The following is an 18,813-nucleotide window of genomic DNA, read 5'->3' as shown; positions in this document are numbered from 1 at the left end:
CCTTTAGCCTTCGGTAACAGTATATGTATGTTGCCGCCCAAATTTGATAGCAACCCTTAAGAACGCCAAGAGCCTCCACGGAATAATCCGGGAGGCTCAAAATATGGCGATATCAGAATAGCTCATCGATTTACACATGTACAAGTTGGAGATAACGTTGTGTTTCATCCAGAACTTCATATTCTTCTTCGGCGTAACGCTCTGCGCATTGCTTGCAGTCCTCTTCAGTCGTGCAACCGTAGGCATCCTGACAAGTGTAGCAAAATTGAAGGTAGTATTGGGTTAACATATGATCCTGATTCGCTCTCATGATTATCACTCCTATCGTTGTTTACAGGTTTAGTATAACAGTGGCTCATTTGTTGGTTTGTGATTTTTTTCACATGTCGTCATATAAAATTTAAATTTTTAAAAATAAAACGCCCCGGGGTATTTCCAGGGCAATTACTTTTTTTATGATTATAAAATTTTCCAGTTTACACCGCCGTCTGTTGTTTTTAACAGCAGTGATTTCTTGTCGTCGAGTCGTTCCAAAAGCAGCCAACCTACTGATGAAGAAGCAAAACGCAGCTTGACTGATCGCGGATAGTCTTTTAGCTTCGAAGGCAGCACCTTATTGCCTTTGAGACTGATCCACGTCTTCCCTCCATCCATTGTACGGCTCATTCCGTTATCGGTTAGGACCCACCCTTCCTTATCACTTAGAAAGGTACGCCCGGGAGTTATAGAACTACTATTACTACTCAGACCCAAAGACACATCGTTCCATTGTGTTCCTGTACTATTCGTAAACAGTCCGCTATATTTTACACCTTTTTCCCCATAGCAGAGAACCGGAATCCAAAATGAGGAACTGTTGCCTTCAAGAGACTGCTGAGCTTCTGCCTTGGACTGAGGGCAACCCTGCATGCTGTTAGCAACTGGGGTCCACGTTTTCCCTTGATTCGTAGTTTTATACAACTTCACCTTGCTGTCCATATTGATCGCCACAAAACCCTGATTGTCGGGAGAAAAGCTCATCCCTGCCATACTGCCTTGATCGGGTAAACCTGAGCCTGATTTGCTGGATGTCATACCAGAGCTCTGCGCAACTTTATTCCACGTGGCTCCTCCGTCCGTGGTGTGATACAGCATTTTTTGTTGATCACGCTCATTCAGTTTGGTATAAGCCATGATCCAACCTGTGGTAGGATTTACATATTGTATCGAGCTTACATGGGCTCCGCTAGGTAGTGCTGATACATCCCAGCTCTGCCCTCCATCCGCTGTTCTTAGAATGACCGTTGCAGTTTGGTCCAGATTTTGACGGACGACCCAACCGTGACGGGAATCTGTGAAACTGATATCCTTGCCATATTCAAGCTTATCTTGAAATTGGACGTTTTCGGAGGGGGAAATATTATTCCACGTTTTTCCACCATCATGAGTATCATAAAGCCGAAGCTCATTACGGGTAACTCCCCAAACTAACCCTTTATTGTTATCGATTAAATGGAAATCTGCAATTCGTGTCTGTACCACATATTTTGCGTTTGGATCCCCTGCCTTTGGGGTTACCGGCGGATTAATCGTTATCGTCTGTCCCTGGTCATCTGGTTCCTCAATCGGAGGTTTAGTTACAGTTTTTGGGGTTTCAGCAGAACAGGCCGTTAGCAAGATGCCCGTCAACAGCACTGCTCCTCCCAAGAGCGCACGCCAGCGCAGTTTCATATCAAAGTCCTCCCTCGATGGCATGCGGTAATCACGTGCCAAAAGCTTATCTGAAACAGAATTATACCATAAACGACCCTATGTGACACTTTTCGCGCAATGACAAAAAAAACCGGCTCCTTCACAAAAGTGCAGGATACCGGCTTATTTTAATCTAAGATAAAATCAGGATTTACGGTTCAACAAACTCTTGTGATACCCATAGAAGAAATAAATCAGTAATCCGAGTAGTAGCCACACAATAAATCCGATCCAGGTGCTGATATGAAGCTGAAGCATCAGACCGATACAAACCAAAGCACTCAAAAGTGGGAGTAACGGAACCCATGGTACGGTAAACCCTCTTTTCAAATCGGGACGTGTTTTACGCAGAACAATGACCCCAACCGAAACCACAGCAAAAGCAAACAGGGTCCCAATACTCGTCAGATTGGTCAGTGCGTGCAACGGGAACAATCCGCTGGCCAATGCAATAATGCTGCCCACCAACCATGTGCTTCGAATCGGTGTTTGAGTTTTGGTATTTACCTTAGATAAAAAAACGGGTAAAAGACCATCGCGCGACATGGAAAAAATTAATCGCGTCTGACCATACAACAGCACCAGTAAAACAGTCGTCATTCCCGCAATCGCACCGAGTGAAATTAATCCTGCTACAAAATCCTGATGAATAAAGCGAAGAGCAAACGCAACCGGATCGCTAACGCCCAACTGCGTATAAGGTACCATTCCCGTTAGCACAACGGAAACAGCAATATACAGTATCGTACAAATCGCCAGAGAGGCGATAATGCCGATGGGCATGTTCCGCTGCGGATTGCGTACTTCTTCGGCTGCAGTTGAGATAGCATCGAATCCCAGATAAGCGAAAAATACGATTGCCGCAGCACTCAAAACACCGGAAAATCCATAAGGCAAAAATGGTGTCCAGTTGGCAGGCTTAACATAAAAGATTCCAATTCCAATAAACAACAGTACAACCCCAACCTTGACACAAACCATTATAAAGTTGAACCGAACCGTTTCCTTGGCTCCTAGACTTAGCAATAGTGTGATAAGCATGATGATGCACACGGCTGGTAGATCAATAACGGTTCCCTTGGTCGAATCGAAGGCTGCGGTTAAAGCTAACGGTAGATGGATATCAAATCCGGCCAGCAAGCCTTGAAAGTAAGCAGACCAGCCACTACTCACAGAGGCGGCGGCCACTCCATATTCCAGAATCAAGTCCCAACCCAGTACCCAGGCCAGAACTTCTCCAAATACAATATAACTATATGCATAAGCGCTCCCTGCCGCGGGAACTGTAGAGGAAAGCTCTGCATAACACAAGGCCGCCAGTACACAGGCAATCCCTGCAATAACAAAAGATAGCATCAAACCGGGACCTGCATTTTCTGCTGCTGCCTTGCCAGTAATAACAAAAATCCCTGTCCCGATGATGCATCCTACTCCCAGCATGGTGAGATCAAAAGGTCCCATGGTTCTCTTTAAGCGACCTGTAGATCCGCTTTCCTCATGCGGGAGCAAGCCTGTCTTTTTTCGAAATAAGTCCATATTACTAATCCTCTTTCCATAATTTCTTACGTCAATATCGATGCTGCAACGCTTTAGTGCATGTTCCTATCGTTCGATTAATTATTAGCGAGCTAGCCTTTGAAGTCAAGGAAAAATGTCATATTTCTTTACTGCGGGTAATTATATACGGTACACTAAGTCAGAAACATAAATTTTAAAGTAATACCCCAAAATGGAAAGGTATACAACCCGAGAAGGAGATGAGGATTTAATGAGCTTAAAACCTTACAAACGAAGTAGAGTAGCTATTGTCGGCATGGGAGCGGTTGGCACAACAACTGGCTACACCCTGCTGCTGCGCCAACGCATGTCAGAACTTGTCTTTATTGATGTCAACGTCAAAAAGGCAAAGGGGGAAATGCTCGATATGAATCATGGACTTCCTTTTCTCGGTGGCGTTAAAGTGTGGGCGGGTGATTATGAAGACTGCCGTGATGCAGATATCATTATCGTTACAGCAGGGGCTTCACAAAAACCTGGTGAGACACGCATCGATCTGCTGAAGCGTAATGCCGAAATTTTTGAAAGTATTATTGATAATATTGTCAAGGTCAATAACCATGGTATTTTGCTGATCGCAACCAACCCGGTTGACATTCTCTCCTACATCTCTTGGAAACGCAGTGGTTGGCCCTCAAGCAGAGTTATTGGATCGGGTACATTGCTGGACAGCGCACGGTTCCGCTATCTGATCGGGAAGGAAAAGGGTATCGACCCACGAAGTATCCACGCTCATATTATTGGTGAACATGGTGACTCCGAATTGCCTGTATGGAGCACAGCTAACGTTGCTGGAACACCTCTGGAACTAGGTGAAGAAACGAAAAATGAAATTTTTGAAAATACCAAAAATGCTGCCTATGAAATTATAGATGCCAAAGGCGCAACATCTTATGCCATCGGACTGGCTCTCGACCGCATCGTAGCTGCTATACTTGGGGATGAGGGGTCTGTACTTAATGTGTCCACCCTGCTGGAAAATTATAACGGTGTATCTGATGTTTATTTAGGCGTACCAAGTATCGTGGATCACAATGGAGTACGTGAAATTTTGGATCTTCCGCTCAATGACGAGGAACGTGCAAGGTTAATTCAATCTGCGGACAAGCTGAAAGATCAAATTAGCAAAGTGCATATGTAAGCCAAGAAACATAAAAGCTATACAAAAACAGGCCTCACAGCGGATGCATCCGTTGTGAGGCCTGTTTATTATCATATAATTCCGTTTGTCGCCTTGCTACCGTAACTAATTACCAAGGTGGCGTATCGCCATCCATACCCTCATTTTCATATTGCCGTTTCTCTTTGAGCCGCTCAGCCACCGTTTCAAAGGATTCAGGTTGAAGCAGCTCAATCGGTGAAAATCCCTTTTCAAACGTAAATGCGTCACCTTCAATAATAAGTGCATATCTATCATGAAGTTTCGTGATATGCAGCTTGGCACCAAAATCGGATAGTAACCCACGTACAACCGTGTCATCCAGTTTGAAACGAACTTCAATTTCCGGTTTTAGCTCGACAATATGCTGCGCTGCTTCTACGACCTGAAGGGGGTCCCACTTCCCTTGCAAATCCCGTTTTTCGCTGGCCGCCCATAGCTCCAGATCTCGCTCTTCCTGCTGTCTTTCCTCATTAGATGCATCCGGCCATTTGGTTTCTACATAGTTCTGAACAAAGCCCAAAACATGCTCATTAACGATTTCCGGCATGGATTGCTCATAAGTAACAAATTTTAGAAAGTCTTCAAAATACCGTGCATGCGAAGACTGGTGAATTTTAAGCTCCCATTCATCGTTCATACCCTCCTCTAGCATGTAAGGATACATGATGGATTTCATATTCCGGGCTGAAATGGCCATTTCGACTTCACTGACCAGGCTACTTTCAGTAATCCGTGCAATTTTAGGTTCAAAATCACATTTGAGTACAAAAATAAACGGGTCGTCAGAGTGGGTATTCAATGTGGCCTGTACTATGATCAGTGCTCCACCTCTTACCGCGCTTGTATCCAGATACATTCGCACCAGGTCATCACATGCATTTTTAAAATCTTCCTTATCCTCTGCTGCACGTAGTCGGGCAAACATATTGAAATTCGGATTACTGCTTAGTTCATGTTCTGGTTCGACGATAAAGCGGCCGATTTTGGTCGGCGCCTGCTCTGTGCTGGGGTTTTTTTCAACCTTTCGCTTACTTATACGAGCAAATTCCCCATCCAGAAATTTTTTGACATCACTCTCGTCGTAATCGTAGTCATCCATTGTAGCATAATGCTTGTAGGACTTACCGCCTTGTCCTTCTTTCCCGTCTACCTGAATAACAAAAAAAGATAAAAAGTCCACTTGAAAGTTCATTTTACGTTTTATACGCTCCTTTTCAGGCATGTACGCGTAATTATATCACTATGATTTTAAAAGGTACATCAGGATTCAGATTCTGATAGATAAAGGCTCGCTACAATGTTTTCATAATAAATATTATGTAAACCTATTTTCCATTTTAATATTTCCTCGAATTTGCAACTATGTAGTGACCCATTCCTTTTCTATATTAATCCGTATTTTTTCACATGATTGACCACTTCCTTCTCCCTGCTTTGTCTATGATTTTTAAAAAAACATTTGACTAAATAGCAGTATTTTTATTATATTATCTATTGTTATATAGACAAATATTAATTTTGTTTATAAAAATGCAGATGCTAAGGGCTAATCCCCTGAACAACAGAAAAGGAGAGATTGTTGTTGTTTAAAAATCCATATATAAGGACCATTATCGCCTCCAATGCACTGCTCAATTTGGGCATCTGGGTGCGAAACTTTGCCATACTGTTGTATGTAACAGATCTGACTCATAATGATCCCAAATACGTGTCACTCATTTCAGTTGCTGAATTTGCGCCTATCTTTCTGTTTGCCATCATTGGGGGCACGTTCGCGGATCGTTGGCGGCCTAAACGGACAATGGTTAGTTGCGATCTGCTGTCGGCCGCATCTATTTTTATCGTGTTGCTCGCATTATGGTACGGATCATGGCAGGTGCTTTTGCTATCCACTTTCTTTTCGGCCATTCTATCTCAATTTTCTCAGCCGTCCGCGATGAAAATATTTAAGCAGCATGTAGCCCCAGAGCAGCTTCAGGGAGTGATGGCCCTTTTTCAGTCTCTCATGGCATTGTTTATGGTTATCGGTCCTGTGATCGGTACATTTATTTATCAGCACTTTGGAATTTTCGTTTCATTGTCTATAACCGGGATATTGTTTCTCATCTCGGCGCTTGTTTTGACTCGTATTCCACAAGACGAACAAGTACTTGAGATAACCGATCAACCAGCTCATTTCATTCAAGAGCTTAAAGAAGGAATACGTTATGTATGGAATAACCGCACACTTCGCACGCTTGGCGGAACATTTACCGTAATTGGGCTGGCAGTCGGACTTATTCAACCATTAATGATTTTTGTTGCCATCGAGAATCTTGGGCAAAATAAGGAATTCCTGCAATGGCCATTAATGGCGAATGGAGCAGCTATGCTGGTGGGAGGTGCCCTGATTATGGGGGTTGCCAAAAGAGTACAGCCGCAATTGCTGTTGGTGACCGGACTTTTGATTAGCACACTGACCACCTTTGGAGCCGGATGGTCGCACAATATTGTGTTGACAATGGCATTACAAGTATTCAGCGGCCTATTTTATCCGTGCATCCATATTGGTATCAACACGATGATGATGAAAAATGCCGAAGCTGCTTTTATCGGTCGCGTCGGCGGTGCCCTCTCTCCCCTATTTTCCGGGATGATGGTCGTTGGGATGAGCATCGGCGGAACACTCAAAAGCGCATCCTCCCTGATCACTGTATATACGGTGAGTGCCGCATTATTTTTAGTCGGAGCGATGCTGTTGTTACCACTCCTTCGTGACAGACAGCCTGTACAAGCTGTAACATCCGCTGACTCTAAATAAAAAACCATAAGAAACGGCCCTGGGATATATGACACGCCATATATCCCAGGGCCGTTTTTTAAATTCAAATTAAACAAGTCGACCTTGACTTTAATACCTGTATGATCGTATATTATGGATATATCTTCAATTAAGGGAGAGATTTTAATGTCGGTGAACGTTCTTAACTAAGCAATTGCATATTCAGGGAAGACCATCAGGTGCTTGTGCCCTTCTGGGACAGGTTTGTTTCTTGCTGAGTTTTTACCCTGGTATTAGTTAAGAACATGCGGATATCATAAATCGCCTTAGGGATCATTTTCATTTAGGCCTTATTCCGTGCTGTGTTCAGCACGGTTTTTTTTGTTTCCAGCTTCGTTAACTCCTTTTACACGTTTTCCTATTTATAAGCCAATTAGCTGATATGTTGGTTGGCCTGTAGATTAAAACGCAGAAATGGAAAGAGCATATGCTGGAATATAGGCTTATTTGATGATACATTCCCTCTCCCTTAAAGGGCGGAGAATGAACGTTTGTTCATTCTCCGCCCTTTTTTATTTTCCAGAAAAGTTTGTTGAAAGTCCTGCTAAACACAACTAAAAGGAGAGATTTATTCATGAATGAAACTACAATGCTGCGTTTGGAATATGATCGGATTAAAACAAGAGTATCTGAATGTGCCTTTTCGTACTTGGGTAAGCATCATGCCGCTACCATGCAGCCAATAACGGATATCCGTACCATTCGAATTCGTCTTAATGAAACGAACGAAGCTTTACAGCTCATTCGTCATGGAGCTAGCGTCCCTGTTCCTTCATTGGAAGGAATGGAGCACATACTTCACCTCTTAGGAACCGGCTATATGTTCAGCGAGCGTGATTTTTCTCATTTGGCTCAATTCATTAGAAGTTGCATGCAGTTGATGAAATATATGCATGCCAAAGCGGATGTTGCTCCAACCGTCAGTGCTTATACCTCATCCATGTATGGCATGGAGACATTCCTATCTGAAATCGAGAGATGCATTTATTCGGGTCGAGTGACGGATCACGCTAGTAAAGAACTAACTAAAATTCGCAAAAAAATTGCAGTTACTGAAGAACGCATAAAGAGGAAATTGGACTCTCTTACCAGCCGTCACCGATCCATCATGCAAGACAATATGATCAATCAACGCAATGGCCGTTACGTGCTTCCAATCAAAAAGGAATTCCGCAAACAGGTGAAAGGCAATGTACTGGATGAATCAGGAAGCGGCCAAACCGTCTATGTTGAACCTGCAGAGATCGTAAATCTGCAATTCGAACAGAGCGCAAACATGGCAGAAGAATCAAAAGAAGAAATGAAAGTGCTGGGAGATCTGACCGCAATGGCTGAGTCATACAGCCGGGAGCTAAGCATTAATACAGAGACAGTAGGTGCACTGGATTTTTTATTGGCTAAAGCCAAATACGCGATGACTCTGGATGCTGTCTCTGTCGAGCTTAACGAAGACGGGATTATAAATCTTCATGGTGCACGCCACCCGTTGATGGCTCATACGATGGTGCCGCTTGATTTCTCAATCGGTGAGAGTTATTCATCGCTTATTATTACCGGACCGAATACAGGCGGGAAAACGATGGCCCTCAAAAGCGTTGGTCTGTTAACACTCATGGTGCAATCCGGCCTGCTGGTACCTGTTTTGCAAGGCAGCCGCATGGCTGTATTCGAGGACATTGTGGTAGACATTGGGGATGGCCAAAGTATTGAGCATGCTTTGAGCACCTTTTCTGCACATATCCGCAACATGATTGACATTTTGGAAACAGCGGGCAGCTCTACTCTGATCCTAATCGATGAAATGGCCTCTGGTACCGATCCGGGAGAAGGTGTAGGCCTATCAATCGCACTATTAGAGGAATTTCATCGTCGCCGGGCGACGGTGGTGGCTACCACCCACTTTAGCGAAATCAAGCATTTTGCTGAAAACACACCCGGATTTCAAAATGCTCGTATGGAGTTTGATACCGAAACGTTGCAACCCTTGTACCGACTTCGCATCGGGGAGGCCGGGGAAAGCTACGCGTACCAAATTGCTCTAAAGCTGGGCATGTGGACTCGTATTATCGAGCGATCTGAAGCTATTTCTGCTGGAAGGACGGCGCAGAATTCACAAAAATCGCATGTTATTCCTCCTCCTTTTGAGGATAAAAAGTCTGATGATGTAGATAGAATCTCCCTTGAAAAAGCGTCTTCAGACCAAACAATCGCAAAACAGACGAAACAAGAACCTCCTCTCCAATCCAAACCATTTGCCCTGGGAGATAGTGTGTATGTCGGCTACCTGGATCGAACTGGAATTGTATATAAAACCGAGGATGAGCGAGGTAATGTCGGGATTTTGATTCAAGGACAGAAACAGATCATAAACAAAAAGAGACTTGTCCTTCACATCGCTGCTACAGAATTGTATCCAGACGACTATGATCTGGATATTGTTTTCGAAACCAAGGAAAATCGCAAAAAACGAAAGCTTCTCGCGCGCAAGCATGTTCAGGGGCTAATCATTGAATCTCCTCCGGAAAATGAAAAGTAAACGCATGTGCAGGTTCTTCATGAGAAATACGTGCTTCGGAATGTTATATGTATGAAATAAACATAATATATATTATGTAAACTTAATGAATACAAAAAGGCGTGTCTTATGCTAAAGGCACGCTCTTTTGCTTGTGTACTGCATGTAGTTGCATCTAATTAACAATAATTAACATTAATGCTTTTGTAAATCCATCATTTTCTTTATTGTTAATAACACACCATTTTCTTCATTGGATTTGGTAATAAAGCTTGCTGCATTTTTAGTGTTCTCACAGGCATTTTTTACAGCAAAGCTGTATTTGGCAATGCTCATAAGCTCTACATCATTTTCACCATCCCCAAAAGACATGGTTTCATCCTCAGTAACACCCAATATCTCTTGGAGTTTTCTTACCGTCTCCCCTTTATGAGTATGAAGCGCTGTTATATCCAGCCAATTTGCTTCAGAATCGACAATATAAATTTGATCTAGCAGTGCCTCTTCAACATGTTTTCTTAACAAGGAACTTCTCCCGGAAGGATCGTAAACAGTTATTTTTAGAAAGTTGCTATTTATTTGATCAAACGAATCAATCTTCCTAACTTCCTTATAAGAGCCCTTCACAATTTTATAATACTCTTCTTGAGTATGAGAAGGAACATAAGCTCCTTCTGTTGTACATGCTATGATAATAAAATCCTTAGCAAAAGCTTCTATTTGATTGATCGCTTGTAATGCTATATTACGTTCAATTGTAAACTCTTTTACAACGACTCCATCCTTTTTAATGCGAGTCGCGCTGTCCCCCAAAATCCAGATCCCTTTTCCATGCTCACCAAACAATTCTTCGACTCTTTCACATTGCTTACCTGTACAAGCAACAAAGGAGATATTATTTTCTTGCAACTCTTTATACACCTGATTAAATAATTCAATGTCAAACGTGCCACTATTGTTCAGAAAAGTACCATCCAAATCACTTACTACCAGTTTAAACATAAATAAGCCTCCCTTAGTTGTTTGATACACTCATTGTCAGTTCATACTTACGGTTTTTTATGTTCATTCCAGGGATCAACATCAAAGTCTCTATTAAAATTCTCAAACTTACGTGCTGCAAGCTTTTGCACAAAAGAAGAATGAGCCAAACTACTGATTATGAAATACGTAATGCATAAAACAGTAACGCATAAGACTCCTTCAGTCCCCACATTGTCGCACTCCCTTCTGTCGTATCTGCAACTTTTATACAACATCTAATCCATTTAAACAGCTCGAGACTGGTTCAGTCCACTTCATAAAATATTTAATTAAAGACATTAATAAAGTAAGTAAAAAAAGATCCTTTATTAAGTGATTATAAAGCTATTCAAAAAAATCATCGATGGAACGGTAAGGTTTTACTTCCATAGGCTGTCTTGATAATGCTAAGCCCCAGTAAGCACCACACCATATAACTAAACATAATAAAATGAGTGAGATCATAGAGTTCTCTCCTTTCTCTTTTAGGGTATACATTTACTTTAGCTGATGAAACGCGTTTCAAGTCAAGTTGTAATTTGTCTTAACCCTTCAAAACTCTTTTTTTCACTATACGATTCACTTGTTCTGAACTGAGCAGCATAAAAAAAAGGAAAACAAGGACTGCAACCGGAAAAAAATGAATACTTACCTGAGATACTATCAGCCCAACAATGGGCGGGAGTAAGGTTGTGCCTGTATAAGCAACTGCCATCTGATAACCCATGAGTTTTGCGGAATTTTCCTTACCGAACCGTGTTGGCGTTTCATGAAGAAGTCCAGGGTAAATCGGTGCAAGCCCTAATCCAATAAGGATAAAGCCCGGTAATAAAAAGGCAGCGGGCAACGGAAGCAGCAAAATGAGTCCTCCTGCAACAGCAGTAAGTTGACCAACCCGGATTAAGATACGATTATTTATTTTTAAAGTTACAAACCCCGTAATCAGCCTACCTACCGTGATTCCACCGTAGTACAAAGATACCCAACCAGCAGCAGTTTCAGCTGAGATGTTTCTAGCCCCTACCAAATAGCTGGCTCCCCATAAACCTACCGTGGCTTCTACACCACAATAAAACAAAAAAGCAACGAGCGTGTTCTTAACTCCTTTCATTCGAATTAGATTTTGTTTGGGTGTGTTCTCACCTTGTGCGATATTGTGATCCATCTGTGAGTAGTCTGATTGAGCTTCAGGAATAATCGGACCTTGTATTGCGGTAACACGTTTCCATAATGGCAGTGTAATAAGCAAAATAATAACAAGTCCCCACTGAATCATGGATACGGCTGTATAGCCACTTCTCCATGAATTGTAGTTCGAAATGTAGAAAGACATAATGATTGGTCCCATCGTAGCTCCAACACCCCAAAAACAATGCAGCCAGCTCATATGATGTGCCTTATAATGAGTAGCCACATATTGATTGAGTGCTGCATCTACAGCTCCCCCGCCGAGGCCAAGAGGAATTGCTAAGAGTACGAGCCAGAACAATGAAGGTGCAAAAGAAAACCCAAGTAACGCTCCTGCAGTCAAAAAGCAGCTCATTAGAGTAATTTTGCCTGTACCTATTTTTTCAATGATAGTTCCACTAGCTAGACTTGATACAATGGTTCCACCTGCAACGACCATGGATACTATTCCGGCTGACCCAAAGGCAGCTCCCAGTTCCGGCCACATCACAGGCCATGCTGCCCCAAACAGGGAATCCGGGATTCCCAAGCTAATAAACGCTAGATAAATAATAATCAGAAACCAGGTTGCCATCATGTCTCTCCTCCTCTGCTCAAACAATAGTTGTCGTTATTTAAAAACAATAATAGGACGTTCTAATTCTTTTAGAGTTAACCCTCTCAATCCTGTTTTAAAATCCTCATAAAATAAATCGGAGAGAACAATCTTAGGGTACAAAGGCATTTCATGCTTAGCTTTGTAGGTTTCCAAAAAATGAAGGAAAGACTCTTCTTCTATATTCTCTCTATAGACCACAATTTGATCAGGATCAAATATAGATTGTAATGTTTGAATTATTTCACATATACTATTGAAAAAAGCTTCTCTTCCCTTACTTTCATCCCACACTATAGACGGGAGGAATTTGATTTCACCAGCCAATCCATGTTTGCCCTTTAAAACTCCATTGCGTAAATAAATCCCCATCCCTGGTGGAGAATTTTCAGGAAAATAGATAGCTAGCACACATTGATCTTCATCTAACTGTTCTCTGTAAACGTATCCACACACAGCCGCATTTACATCATTCTCCACCATAACGGGCAAACCAAATTTGCTCTGCACATCCTCTGCCAACCGGATTCCATTCAATCTTTCATGACTGCTGACTGTAATCTCTCCATCAACCGATTGTCCCGGGATTCCAATACCAATAACCTTAATAGAGGGATAAAGGGAAATGATATCTTGAATCGTGGAATAAAATTGTGCAGCATCAAAAATTTGAAAAGGATGTTCTTCTTTCATGAGAGCGTCCTCGTTTAAATTAACGACTGTGGTCGATACTACATCCATTCCTTGTTTTTCATTAATATGTATAATCAGTGCCAGACTATGCTCATAATTAAAACGATAGGTTAATGCATGTCTACCACCGTTGGAAGGGACAATCTCATCTTCAAAAATCTCTCCATTATTAAGCAATTCCTGCATTAGCGTATTGATAGTAACCACACTTAAATCAGTCAAGGCAGCTAATTGAGGTTTTGTAGCCTTGCTAATCTGCTTCAATACTTTCCGAACCAGATTCAGATTTATTTCTTTAATTAAATTTGTGTTTGCTTTTTCCATACCGGTGCTCCTTCTTTTACAAAATTAGTGGGACCACTTTATAAAGATACTTTACGAAGTGGTCTCACTAATTTTGTAGCAAAATATTACCTTTGTCAAGACCAGAGTATACTGGCTACTAAATAAACAAAGCTGTCAAAATCAGGACAAAGCTTATGATAAAGAATACAACGTTCACAATATTAAGGACGTAGTATCATGAATTTAATTTACAAGTCAGCTTCAATTATTTTTATTTGGTTTACGTAATAATAATTATGTAAACCAACTTCGAATTAACTATACAATGTAATCGTGGAATATACTTACAATCCCATTATAGGTATCTGAATATCCAGTTTATCCATCGCTTTTTCCTTTTCCCGATCTGTGACATGTGTATATACCGTGGTGGTCTGAATGGATGAATGCCCCAGCAGCTCCTGTACTGTACGCAGATCTGCTCCCTTGCGTAATAGCATCGTGGCAAATGTATGTCTTAGCTTATGGCTGGAATAAGCCTCCCGACGCTCTAAGCCCTTATCTTGCTGGAATCGTTCGAACGTTTCTGTAGCAATCTGTTGGATAGAGCGTACGGCCAGGCGGCGGCCTTTTTGGGATACGAACATCGCGTCCTCTTTACTTCTCCACGGAGTCAATCTTTCCTCCAATGCATGCTCTACAAAATCACAAACGGCCGTCGGTACTGGCAGGGTACGCCACTTACGTCCTTTACCGAACACATCTAATGTGCGTCTTTCTCGGCTGTAATCTGAGACATTCAACGAATGAACCTCCCCCACCCGCAATCCCATGTAGACCATGAGCAGAAAGATAGCCATATTACGATTTGCATATTTTCCTTCGACTGCAAGCAAAAACGACTGAATATCCTTCTCATCCAGATAGACTGGCATACGGTTCTTTTCAGTTTTAGCTTTTTTGATCCCCGCTGCCGGATTTGTGCTGCATAACTCAAATTCCTGTAGCGCTCTAAAAAAACTGTTCACCGCTGCATGCTTCCGGTTCCGTGTACTATCTCCGGCGCCCCCCTCCCGCGCTTTAGACAAATACGACATCACATGAATCTTTTTCACCTGGTCAAGTGGTTTATCACGCAACGTACGTAAAAACTGTTTTACATCCCCCATGTAATTTTTTTGCGTATGTATCGTATACCCCGCATCCTTCATCCAAATCAAAAAAGCTTCCAGTTCTTCAGCATACACTTCATCAATTTCTTCTATCGTATCTAGCTCCATATGTCGTAATTCTTTTTTCATTCCGCTTGCCCCCATTTTCGTTCAAATTTCAAAATATGCTGTAAAATCATCAATTTCGTCTGATTTTTATCGACAATCCAATCGACATCTTATGCAGGAGAGCAACTAAAAGTCGTTTTAAACCTTAACTGCGTATAATTTATATTATACGCAATTTTTTTGAGCACTTTTTAAGTATAAATAAAGCTCTCCCCTCTTGTCCAGCCTGGTATTCACTCTAAATAGCAAGCAACCTTGAATCTCTAGCATCTACTTGATCTCCAACATGCAGTTTTTTTGAATCTCCTCAACGACCGGCTTATACTTATTCTTCTTTTGCTCATCTGGTTATATTTAGCACGAACTGACCTGCCTGATGGTAAATTCCTGCTAGACGCCTGTATGCCTTATCATTTAAACTATTAAAAATTAATTTTCAAAAGAATGAGTATATTTACATAATATTTATTATGTAAACCAAGATTGGAGGATGATTGTATGATCAACAAATTGTATTGGTTACCGGTCGGTCAGCTTGGTATTGATCGCTCCTCACTCAACCATCATGCACAGCCTGGTGAACTGGTGCGCCTGCAAATCTGGTCGTATTTGTTGGAGACGGATCATGGTCCGATTCTCATTGATACTGGCATGCCGGATTCGTTTATTGATAATCCGAATTATTTTAAAGGTACACCGTTTGAAGGGCGCTTCATTCCACATATGACAGCAGATGATAGGATCGTAGCAGTACTGGATCGGATCGGCTATCAACCTGATGATATCTATGCCATAGTAATCTCTCATATGCATATGGATCATGCCGGAGGCAATCCGCATTTTCCGAATACACCAATTTATGTGCAGCAGACTGAAGCAGACGCTGCGATTGGTAATCTGGCGTATGCGCCACCAGAATGCGTGCAGGCGGACTTGAATTACCGACTGCTCCAAGGGGATCATGAACTGGTTCCAGGCTTGCAACTGCTCTATACTCCAGGTCATTCGCCGGGTCATCAATCCGCACTGGTCACAACAAAGGAGTCGGGTCCGGTCATGCTGACGATTGATGTTGCCTACACACAGGAGAATTACACAAACGACATACCGTTTGACGGCTTTAACCGTGAACAGGCACGCCAGTCAATCGCCCGCATTCAGCAGATTGTGCAGGAGATTAAGCCGAATTTTCTGTTCTTCGGGCATGATCCCGAGCAAGTAGCCGTTCGCCCAGTATATCCGCAATACAAATAATGATGGTAAAAGCAACTCTTCCTCACTGTCCAAGCTGTCCAACTAATAAGTGATTCCATATACATGAACCTAATTGTTCCTAATCTCCTGTTATCGCCAGCATAAGGAAGGATATCTAAGAACTCATGGGGTGAGTAGCTGTCGACACGGTATGGATGATGAGGATAAGTATTTTGCTATCTCATTCCGTTTTCCCTTGATCATCCAGCACGATATACTTAAATAAGTCGAAAGGCAACCTTATTTTCCGTCTATGCTTATTTCTAAAATGTAGATTTATTCATGACAAAGGGAGTGTTCATTTATTTATGAGTACCGAAATGCTGGAACGTCGAAGTGAAATTTTAAAACGAAACATCCATCAGCTGCTGGTTCAGGAAAATCAACACGGCGTAACACGGCAGGAAAATTACACGTTGCATAAAATGATCAGAGAGCTGCATCAAACCTCTCATGCCTTAAATGCTTCTCGTTGAGATGAAAGGCTGCTACATCAAATAAAAAAATAACCTTCAGCCCCACTTCCTCAGTGGTGTTGAAGGTTATTTTTTATGTTATCCTTTGGAGCGACTCAGCAAATATAAGAAGTACGGCGCACCTATGATGGCTACAATCAAGCCCGTCGGAATTTCTTTCTGTAAAGGTAAGGATCGTGTGATCGTATCTGCTACGAGCACCAAGAGTGCTCCGACTAAAGCACAGGTTATCAGCAGCATTTTATGCTTTGGCCCTACCAGCTTTCTTGCCAAATGCGGAGCCACCAATCCGACAAAACCGATTCCACCACTAACCGACACACTTGAACTGGCCAGTCCAACCGCAGCAGCCAGGAGGAGAATACGTTCCTTTTCGATAGGTGTACCTAATCCGGATGCCGTCTGATCCCCTAGATTAAGCACATCCATTACATTCGCTTTATAGTATGCAAAAGGAAGTAATACAATCAGCCAAGGCAGCAGAGCCATGACGAATTTCCAGTTAGAACCCCATATGCTTCCTGCTAACCAATTGGCTACAAATGTGTAGCTCTCAGGTGTCAATTTGAGAGTCATCATGATCATGGCAGCACTGATGCCCGCCGCTACCCCAATCCCGCTCAGCAATAGCCTTGTCGGAGAAATGCCTTCGCCTTTTTTGTAAGAAAGAGTATAGATCAAAATAGCAGCTGCTCCCGATCCGACGAGTGCAAGAGCGGGAAGTAAAAATAATGAATTCATAGTTTGCATCGACGGGAAAAGCAATACAAACAACATAACCATCAGCCCGGCGCCTGCATTAATCCCCAGAATACCAGGGTCCGCCAGACTGTTGCGCGATACTCCCTGCATGATGCAACCGGAAACAGCCAAGCCTGCACCGATCAGAATGGAAATAACCATTCGAGGCAACCGGAATTCAAATAGAATTAATTCCTGCTGTGGAGTCCCTTGTCCGAACAAGGTTCTAAAAAGCTCCATTGGCGACAGCCGGATCGTTCCCGTATTCGCGCTTACAGTGAATGCAGCAATGAGCAATACAAGCAAAATGATAACAACGATCCAATCATGGATTTTTTTACGGTGACTTGCTTTGGCTATAGCCCCGTTCGCAACGTTACTCATCTTATAGTGCCCTCCTTTCTTTGCGTGCCAGATAAAGGAAGAATGGAACACCAATTAAGGCAATAAGTACGCCCACTGGTGTTTCCTCAGGTGCGTTAATCATACGGGCCGCCAGATCAGCAAACACGATAAGTAAGGCTCCCATAATAGCCGAGCAAGGAATAATCCAGCGATAATCCACCCCAACCAATTTGCGCGTGATATGGGGAATAATCAACCCTACGAAACCTATAGAACCCACCAACGATACTGCGGCGCCTGCAAGAATCAATACGAGAATCATCCCTGCAACCTTAACCAGCCCAGTTCGCTGACCAAGACTCAATGCAATTTCGTCGCCTAGACTAAGCAACGTAATGGAGCGTGATAGCATAAGAGCACCGATAAAAGCTGCCACAACCCACGGAACGACAATGCCTAGCTGAACCCACTTGGTCCCGCTAAGTCCTCCAGCGTACCAAAAGGCCAAATCTTGTCCCACATTAAAGTATAAACTGATCGTATCTCCTAAGGCAGACAGCAACGCCGTGACAGCTGCACCTGCCAACACAAGACGAACTGGCGTAATACCTGATTTGGAGATTGCGCTTGTACCATAAACCATCCCAACCGCCAACGCTGCACCCACAAAAGAATACAACATTAATTTCAAAAAGGAAGTACCCGGAAAAAGAGCAAAGCAAATGGCCATCGCCAAGCTGGCACCTGAATTTAACCCAAGCAAGCCAGAGTCCGCAAGCGGATTGCGGGTCATCCCCTGCATAATGGCTCCTGCTACGGCAAAACAAACTCCGATTAACACACCACCTAGAATTCGAGGTAGACGAATTTCCCATATAATTTGATGGCTTTGCAGCTCAGGATTAAAATGAAAGACGGCGTTCCAGACCTCTTCCAGTCGGATGGGGGCTGCACCAAATGATAAGGACAGAGCAATACCGAATGCTAACAGTGCTAATCCGGCTGTCAGGATAAGCGAAACCGCCCATGGCCGCGAGTGGAATGGAGTCGGCGGCTGATTTTGATTACTTTGAGCAGGACTATCCGAAGATTCTGATAATTTCATAACTGTGGTTCACCCTTACTGTTGAATAGTATGTAGACTATC

General features: G+C 42.7%; 15 protein-coding genes. 5 read left to right on the top strand and 10 right to left on the bottom strand.

The genetic code is table 11. The features are described 5' to 3' along the window. Positions 1–130 precede the first annotated feature (130 nt). The 3 genes from ACQQ6X_RS22355 to ACQQ6X_RS22345 form a co-directional block, all read right to left on the bottom strand. Complete coding sequence (locus tag ACQQ6X_RS22355; protein WP_063210535.1) at positions 131–310, bottom strand: hypothetical protein; 180 nt, start codon at positions 308–310, stop codon at positions 131–133. Between the two features lie 149 nt (positions 311–459). After that, complete coding sequence (locus ACQQ6X_RS22350) at positions 460–1,710, bottom strand: YCF48-related protein (RefSeq protein ID WP_305167089.1); 1,251 nt, start codon at positions 1,708–1,710, stop codon at positions 460–462. A 165-nt stretch (positions 1,711–1,875) separates the two neighbouring features. Beyond that, entirely contained in the window at positions 1,876–3,267 is a 1,392-nt protein-coding gene (locus ACQQ6X_RS22345; protein WP_149033232.1) for an amino acid permease, read from the bottom strand. Positions 3,268–3,499: 232 nt separating this feature from the next. Between ACQQ6X_RS22345 and ACQQ6X_RS22340 the strand changes: the two genes are divergently transcribed. After that, a complete protein-coding gene (locus ACQQ6X_RS22340; RefSeq protein ID WP_305167088.1) occupies positions 3,500–4,429 on the top strand; it encodes an L-lactate dehydrogenase in 930 nt (309 codons plus the stop codon). A 109-nt stretch (positions 4,430–4,538) separates the two neighbouring features. On the opposite strand, the gene ACQQ6X_RS22335 is transcribed toward ACQQ6X_RS22340, so the two are convergent. After that, entirely contained in the window at positions 4,539–5,642 is a 1,104-nt protein-coding gene (locus ACQQ6X_RS22335) for a DUF3900 domain-containing protein (protein ID WP_305167087.1), read from the bottom strand. Positions 5,643–6,032: 390 nt separating this feature from the next. Here ACQQ6X_RS22335 and ACQQ6X_RS22330 point away from each other — a divergent pair, with 390 nt between their 5' ends. Beyond that, positions 6,033–7,250 (top strand): MFS transporter, encoded by a 1,218-nt coding sequence (locus ACQQ6X_RS22330; protein WP_305167086.1) that lies wholly within the window; start codon positions 6,033–6,035, stop codon positions 7,248–7,250. 595 nt (positions 7,251–7,845) lie between these two features. Continuing rightward, positions 7,846–9,807 (top strand): endonuclease MutS2, encoded by a 1,962-nt coding sequence (locus ACQQ6X_RS22325; RefSeq protein ID WP_305167085.1) that lies wholly within the window; start codon positions 7,846–7,848, stop codon positions 9,805–9,807. 174 nt (positions 9,808–9,981) lie between these two features. Here ACQQ6X_RS22325 and ACQQ6X_RS22320 read toward each other — a convergent pair whose 3' ends face one another. The 4 genes from ACQQ6X_RS22320 to ACQQ6X_RS22305 form a co-directional block, all read right to left on the bottom strand. Beyond that, positions 9,982–10,788 carry a Cof-type HAD-IIB family hydrolase gene (locus ACQQ6X_RS22320; RefSeq protein WP_305167084.1) on the bottom strand — a complete coding sequence of 269 codons (807 nt, stop codon included), beginning with the start codon at positions 10,786–10,788 and terminating at the stop codon, positions 9,982–9,984. A 565-nt stretch (positions 10,789–11,353) separates the two neighbouring features. Continuing rightward, positions 11,354–12,574 (bottom strand): MFS transporter, encoded by a 1,221-nt coding sequence (locus tag ACQQ6X_RS22315; RefSeq protein ID WP_305167083.1) that lies wholly within the window; start codon positions 12,572–12,574, stop codon positions 11,354–11,356. A 33-nt stretch (positions 12,575–12,607) separates the two neighbouring features. Further along, positions 12,608–13,609, bottom strand: coding sequence for an ROK family protein (locus tag ACQQ6X_RS22310; RefSeq protein WP_305167082.1), 1,002 nt, complete (start codon positions 13,607–13,609; stop codon positions 12,608–12,610). A gap of 305 nt (positions 13,610–13,914) precedes the next feature. Further along, positions 13,915–14,871, bottom strand: coding sequence for a tyrosine-type recombinase/integrase (locus ACQQ6X_RS22305; protein WP_305167081.1), 957 nt, complete (start codon positions 14,869–14,871; stop codon positions 13,915–13,917). A 477-nt stretch (positions 14,872–15,348) separates the two neighbouring features. Here ACQQ6X_RS22305 and aiiA point away from each other — a divergent pair, with 477 nt between their 5' ends. Together aiiA and ACQQ6X_RS22295 are read left to right on the top strand one after the other, a co-directional pair. Then, complete coding sequence (gene aiiA / locus ACQQ6X_RS22300) at positions 15,349–16,104, top strand: quorum-quenching N-acyl homoserine lactonase AiiA (RefSeq protein ID WP_305167080.1); 756 nt, start codon at positions 15,349–15,351, stop codon at positions 16,102–16,104. Between the two features lie 308 nt (positions 16,105–16,412). Further along, on the top strand, positions 16,413–16,580 hold the full coding sequence (locus ACQQ6X_RS22295; protein ID WP_167669746.1) for a hypothetical protein: 168 nt from the start codon (positions 16,413–16,415) through the stop codon (positions 16,578–16,580). Between the two features lie 78 nt (positions 16,581–16,658). Here ACQQ6X_RS22295 and ACQQ6X_RS22290 read toward each other — a convergent pair whose 3' ends face one another. Both ACQQ6X_RS22290 and ACQQ6X_RS22285 read right to left on the bottom strand, forming a co-directional pair. Further along, on the bottom strand, positions 16,659–17,705 hold the full coding sequence (locus ACQQ6X_RS22290) for a FecCD family ABC transporter permease (RefSeq protein ID WP_305167079.1): 1,047 nt from the start codon (positions 17,703–17,705) through the stop codon (positions 16,659–16,661). A gap of 1 nt (position 17,706) precedes the next feature. Next, complete coding sequence (locus ACQQ6X_RS22285) at positions 17,707–18,771, bottom strand: FecCD family ABC transporter permease (RefSeq protein WP_305167078.1); 1,065 nt, start codon at positions 18,769–18,771, stop codon at positions 17,707–17,709. Positions 18,772–18,813 lie beyond the last annotated feature (42 nt).

This window comes from Paenibacillus ottowii, assembly GCF_050516475.1.
Lineage (GTDB): Bacteria > Bacillota > Bacilli > Paenibacillales > Paenibacillaceae > Paenibacillus > Paenibacillus ottowii.
The sequence above is the reverse complement of the archived record's forward strand: the minus strand, read 5'-3'. Positions and strand labels throughout refer to the sequence as shown.

Bases quoted from the DNA above. Each gene is read 5' to 3' on its own strand.
- ACQQ6X_RS22340 (WP_305167088.1), top strand. From the start codon at position 3,500: ATGAGCTTAAAACCTTACAAACGAAGTAGAGTAGCTATTGTCGGCATG.
- ACQQ6X_RS22355 (WP_063210535.1), bottom strand. From the start codon at position 310: ATGAGAGCGAATCAGGATCATATGTTAACCCAATACTACCTTCAATTT.
- ACQQ6X_RS22310 (WP_305167082.1), bottom strand. From the start codon at position 13,609: ATGGAAAAAGCAAACACAAATTTAATTAAAGAAATAAATCTGAATCTG.
- ACQQ6X_RS22320 (WP_305167084.1), bottom strand. From the start codon at position 10,788: ATGTTTAAACTGGTAGTAAGTGATTTGGATGGTACTTTTCTGAACAAT.
- ACQQ6X_RS22345 (WP_149033232.1), bottom strand. From the start codon at position 3,267: ATGGACTTATTTCGAAAAAAGACAGGCTTGCTCCCGCATGAGGAAAGC.
- ACQQ6X_RS22290 (WP_305167079.1), bottom strand. From the start codon at position 17,705: ATGAGTAACGTTGCGAACGGGGCTATAGCCAAAGCAAGTCACCGTAAA.
- ACQQ6X_RS22305 (WP_305167081.1), bottom strand. From the start codon at position 14,871: ATGAAAAAAGAATTACGACATATGGAGCTAGATACGATAGAAGAAATT.
- ACQQ6X_RS22285 (WP_305167078.1), bottom strand. From the start codon at position 18,771: ATGAAATTATCAGAATCTTCGGATAGTCCTGCTCAAAGTAATCAAAAT.
- ACQQ6X_RS22315 (WP_305167083.1), bottom strand. From the start codon at position 12,574: ATGATGGCAACCTGGTTTCTGATTATTATTTATCTAGCGTTTATTAGC.
- ACQQ6X_RS22295 (WP_167669746.1), top strand. From the start codon at position 16,413: ATGAGTACCGAAATGCTGGAACGTCGAAGTGAAATTTTAAAACGAAAC.
- ACQQ6X_RS22350 (WP_305167089.1), bottom strand. From the start codon at position 1,710: ATGAAACTGCGCTGGCGTGCGCTCTTGGGAGGAGCAGTGCTGTTGACG.
- ACQQ6X_RS22335 (WP_305167087.1), bottom strand. From the start codon at position 5,642: ATGAACTTTCAAGTGGACTTTTTATCTTTTTTTGTTATTCAGGTAGAC.
- aiiA (WP_305167080.1), top strand. From the start codon at position 15,349: ATGATCAACAAATTGTATTGGTTACCGGTCGGTCAGCTTGGTATTGAT.
- ACQQ6X_RS22325 (WP_305167085.1), top strand. From the start codon at position 7,846: ATGAATGAAACTACAATGCTGCGTTTGGAATATGATCGGATTAAAACA.